This is a genomic window from Streptomyces sp. NPDC089915, from assembly GCF_040684675.1.
GTDB lineage: Bacteria > Actinomycetota > Actinomycetes > Streptomycetales > Streptomycetaceae > Streptomyces.
The window spans coordinates 1-4,218 of sequence record NZ_JBFBGN010000251.1 but is presented as its reverse complement, the minus strand read 5'-3'; the positions used below and the strand labels follow the sequence as shown (position 1 = coordinate 4,218).

Sequence of the window (4,218 nt, the reverse complement as noted above, 5' to 3'; positions counted from 1 at the left end):
CGAGCGCGGCCTCGGCCGCCCCGAGCGGGCGCTGGCGATGGCCGGTGAGCCCGAGGTGCAGAAGCTGGACAAGGCCGGGCAGGTCGAGATGCGTCGAGCACCCGGTGGTCGCCTCCCTCTACCCGCGCTCCCACCAGCGCACCCCGGACGAGGTGCTCGACGAGGAGGCGTACGACTGGATCCGCGACCCGGAGCTCCTCACCGACGCCGAGTGCGCCCGAACCCACGCCGTCGGCATCGACGTGAACATGGCCTTCGCCGCCGCCGCGAACCGCCTCACCGTCGGCATCGGCCCCGCGCTCCACACCACCGTCCCCCGCTTCGACCCGAAGCTCCCCGGCTGCTGGCTCGCGGACCTCTCCTCCCTCTCCCTCGACCCCCGCCTCCCCAGCCCGTTCACCCCGCACGGCAGGCCCCCCACCGGTCCCGCCTGGTACGCGACCCCGACCCTGGCCTACGCCCAGGAGCTCGGCCACGACGTCCACCCCACCGAAGCCTGGATCCGCCCGGAGCACGGCCCCTACCTCGACGCCTGGTACTCACGCCTCCGCGACGCCTACCTCGCCACGATGGCCGACATGGGCGTGACGACCACCCTCACGGAACCCGAGTTCCTCACCGCCATGGAGACCCACAAACAGCACAACCCCCTCCCCTCCTCCGTCCTCTCCGCGATCAAATCCACGGTCAAGGGCGGCATCGGCAAGCTCCGCGAACGCCCCCAGGGCGCCGGCTACCGCCCCGGCGAGCCCTGGCCCGCCCTCGAACGTCCCACCTGGCGCCCCGACATCCGCGCCGCCGTCATCTCCACGGCCCGCGTCAACATGCACCGCAAAATGCAGAAGCTCGCCACGGGGGCCGGCCTGTACCCCATCGCGGTCCTCTCCGACTGCGCGGTCTACCTCTCCGACGGCCCCGGGCCCCTCGACTTCCTCCCCCGCACCCCCGAGGGCAAGCCCCTCCCCGGCGGCTTCCGCCTGGGCGTCAGCCCCGGCATGGTCAAGCACGAGGGCACCCAGCCCCTCCTGTGGGCCGTCCAGCTCCTCGACGAACACCTCAACCCCGCCCGCCACATCAAGGGCCACGACGCGGCAGCAGACGGCGAGTAACCCATGCCCGACATCTCAGACGGCCTCACCAAGGCCGACGAACTGCACTTCACCCGCCCCATCCCCAAGTCCGCGGGCGCACAGATGCGCTACCTCGTCAAACAACTCAAGTCCACCAAAAACGTAGCCACCCTCCTCGGTATCTCCCAACGCACGGTCGAGCGCTACGTAGCGAACAAGATCAAGCAGCCCAAGCCCGCCCTGGCCGCCCGCCTGGAAACCGAGGTACGCCGCCGCTGGCAGCCCCTGGTCCGCAAGCGCGCCCGCGAGCAGGCCGCCCGCACCACGGGCCTCGTCATCGAGACCCGCGCCCGCTTCGGCTTCACGGCGGCCCCCGGCACCACCGACGACGGCCGCATGCGCCGCATCACCCAGCACCTCCCCCCGGAGTACGCCCGCCGCCTCTTCACGGCCCAGGACACCGGCGCCACCGAAACCCAGCTGCGCCACATCACGGCCGAGGCACTCCAGGAGATCTACTTCAAGGACAACGGCGCCCGCGCCGGCGGCCTCCTGGTCGAGTTCACCGACATCGACTACGTGGACTTCGCCTTCTGAGGACCCTCCCGAGACCCCCCACCCCGAAGCCACAGGAGCCCCCACAAGCCCCTGAAACCCTTTGAGGGCCCCGGGATATCCCGGGGCCCTCAAAAGCCCTTGAGAGGCCATCAGGAGCCTTCCCAGGCCCCTCCCTCAAGCTACTTACCCGACAGCGTGCAAGGTCCGCCGACGCTTCGACTCCGCGGCCTTCTTCGCGGCGGCCTGCGCCGCCCGCTTCTTCCGCTGCTCGGCGAGCTGGTCCTGATACTCCGCCACCGCCTGGTGGTAGCTGGCGACGTACCCGCGCGCGTCCAGCCGCTCGTCGGGAGCCATCTCGTTCACGGCCGCGACGGCGTCCTCGAAGGAGTTGTACCCGGCCAGCATCGGGTTGATCTGGTACACCCCGTTCCTGACCTTCCGCACGAGCTTCGCCAGCTCCAGGCTCCGCAGAGCCGCGTTGACGCTCGGCCTGCTCAGCTCCAGCAGCCCCCCGATCGTGGCCTGGTCGATCAGGATCCGCCCGCCGGGCTCGCTCAGCGAACGCAGCTTCAGCAGCACACGGTACGCGGCAGGCGGGAGGTCGAGGTCGGAGAGAAGCCCGTCGGCGTTGACCGCAGCGAATCGCAAGGTGCTCACTGAGCTGTCCCTTCTTCCTTGCGCTGTGCCCGGCTCAGCCGGCGCGCAGCGCGCTCTTTGGACCGTTCGGCCCGCAGTTCCTCGATTGCCTGCCGCATGTGGTCCAGCGACGGGAACCGCACCAGGTCCGGCAGACTCGTGTCGCTGCGAATCTGCGAAATGGTGCTGTGCTGCTCCACCTTCACGAACTCACCCGCCGTCTCGGTTCCCGGGATGAACTCGGCCACCCGGTAACTGTAGGGCGGGTTGAACTGGTACACACCCCGCCTCACCTTGAAGACGATCCCATGAGACATGACGGTGTGCAGCGCCTCCGAGGTCTTTGTCCGGCTGACGTCCAGGATCGTAGCCATCTCTTCCTGCGTAAGTGGAATCCGCCCTCCCGCCCGCTGGCACGCGATCAGCAGCAGGATGAGCCTCAGGGGCAAGGCTTCCCTGAAGTACTGGGCGATCACCAGGAAGAACTCCAGGCTGTCCATCGAGAACGCGTTTGGCTGACTCTGCGTCCCGTAGAACTCCAGCGGCTTGCGCTCACCGTCCAGCGTGAGCTTCCGGCTGGGGTACCGCTTCGCCAGACTGTCCAGGTCCTTGACCGGAGCCAGCGGCTGACTCCACGCCGAGATCGCGTCATCAACGGGCAGATCAGGACGCGGCGCGCGCGACGGACTCTGCCGGCGGCGCTGTGCTTCTGATGACACGAGGATGCTCTCCACTTCGTTGATCTGCAGAGAGAGTATGTCAACAAGGGTGACACTAATGTCACGCTCGTTGACGTTCGGCGTGTCTTGTGTCCCCCCAGGGGGGACACATCTCGGCCACAGCCCCCCGCCAGGCCCTCTGGGACCACCCTCACCCAACCCCACCCCGCCCCGGCTCAGTTCTACGACACATCTCCCGAAAAACGTCAGCCCCGCTGACGTTTTAGCCCAAAAACCGTCAGCCCCACTGACGTTTTGCAGCCGTTCTGTCCCCCCACCAGCGACACATCGCCCCAGTTATGTCCCTCCTAAGGGGACATAACTTTCCCCCCACACCCCCTCTGACCTGCGGCAACGCATATCCGTACCCTCTATAGGCCGTCTCCTGCCGCGCTGCGCGAACTCAACGCCGTCGCGAACCCCCACCAGGAGCCCACTTCCTGACGCCGAACCACACCAGCCACCCCACCGTCACGGACCGGACACCCTGTCCGTAACCACGCAGAATCTGACTGATTCCTATCTCTATCCCCACATCACTTTGAATCACCCACCCAACCGACCATTAACGCCGTTAACACCACCCCCAAAACCCCGACCAACCCTCCACCACACCCCAACCACTCCAACCCAACGCCTCAAGCCAGACCCCTCCACCCACCACCACACCACCCCCTCCAGAACCTCAAGCTCCACCCGCCGGCCCCACCAAGTCAGAGACACAAAAGCCCCTAACCTCTCTCCGTACGAGTAGACACTCACGAAAGCCCCAAGAACCTCAGCCACGCACGAACCGGAACGCACCTCACTCAAAATCAGCTACAAACCAACCAGAATCCCCCCACAAAACAGGATCCCAAATCAGCCTTCACCAGCAACCAACCGGTCCCACACAACCAAGCCCGAAACAGAGAACACCCCTTGCCCGTAGCTCAGCCCTGGCCGGCGAGGGCCACCCACAGGGCAGGCACTGTGCCGAAGGCCCCGCTCTAATCCGCGGACCCGAACACCCACGAGCACAGGGAGAAAGGACCCACCGAGCCAAAGGACCGGCTCTGGTCTGCGGAGGCGCCTGCCGCCGAGCGCAGCAAGGCATGATCCCGATCTCTCCTCCCCTACTCCGGAGCGGAGCGGAGGAGTCACTGGGCCGAAGGCCCTGCTCTGGTAGGCGAAGCCCACCTCCGCCGAGCGTAGCGAGGCGGGGTCCCTTCCGAAGTCCGCAGCGAAGCGGAGAG

At 67.1% G+C, this 4,218-nt stretch carries 3 protein-coding genes and 1 pseudogene; 2 read left to right on the top strand and 2 right to left on the bottom strand.

The window, feature by feature from the left end; all coding sequences use genetic code 11:
• Window positions 1-95: 95 nt before the first annotated feature.
• Both AB0O29_RS34320 and AB0O29_RS34315 read left to right on the top strand, forming a co-directional pair.
• Window positions 96-1,109 (top strand): annotated as a pseudogene (locus tag AB0O29_RS34320) (transcriptional regulator); the annotation flags it as partial.
• A gap of 3 nt (window positions 1,110-1,112) precedes the next feature.
• Complete coding sequence (locus AB0O29_RS34315; RefSeq protein ID WP_365159886.1) at window positions 1,113-1,667, top strand: XRE family transcriptional regulator; 555 nt, start codon at window positions 1,113-1,115, stop codon at window positions 1,665-1,667.
• A gap of 144 nt (window positions 1,668-1,811) precedes the next feature.
• On the opposite strand, the gene AB0O29_RS34310 is transcribed toward AB0O29_RS34315, so the two are convergent.
• Complete coding sequence (locus tag AB0O29_RS34310) at window positions 1,812-2,285, bottom strand: hypothetical protein (protein WP_042811489.1); 474 nt, start codon at window positions 2,283-2,285, stop codon at window positions 1,812-1,814.
• A complete protein-coding gene (locus tag AB0O29_RS34305) occupies window positions 2,282-2,998 on the bottom strand; it encodes a hypothetical protein (RefSeq protein WP_042811490.1) in 717 nt (238 codons plus the stop codon). The genes AB0O29_RS34310 and AB0O29_RS34305 overlap by 4 nt, the downstream gene beginning before the upstream one ends.
• Window positions 2,999-4,218 lie beyond the last annotated feature (1,220 nt).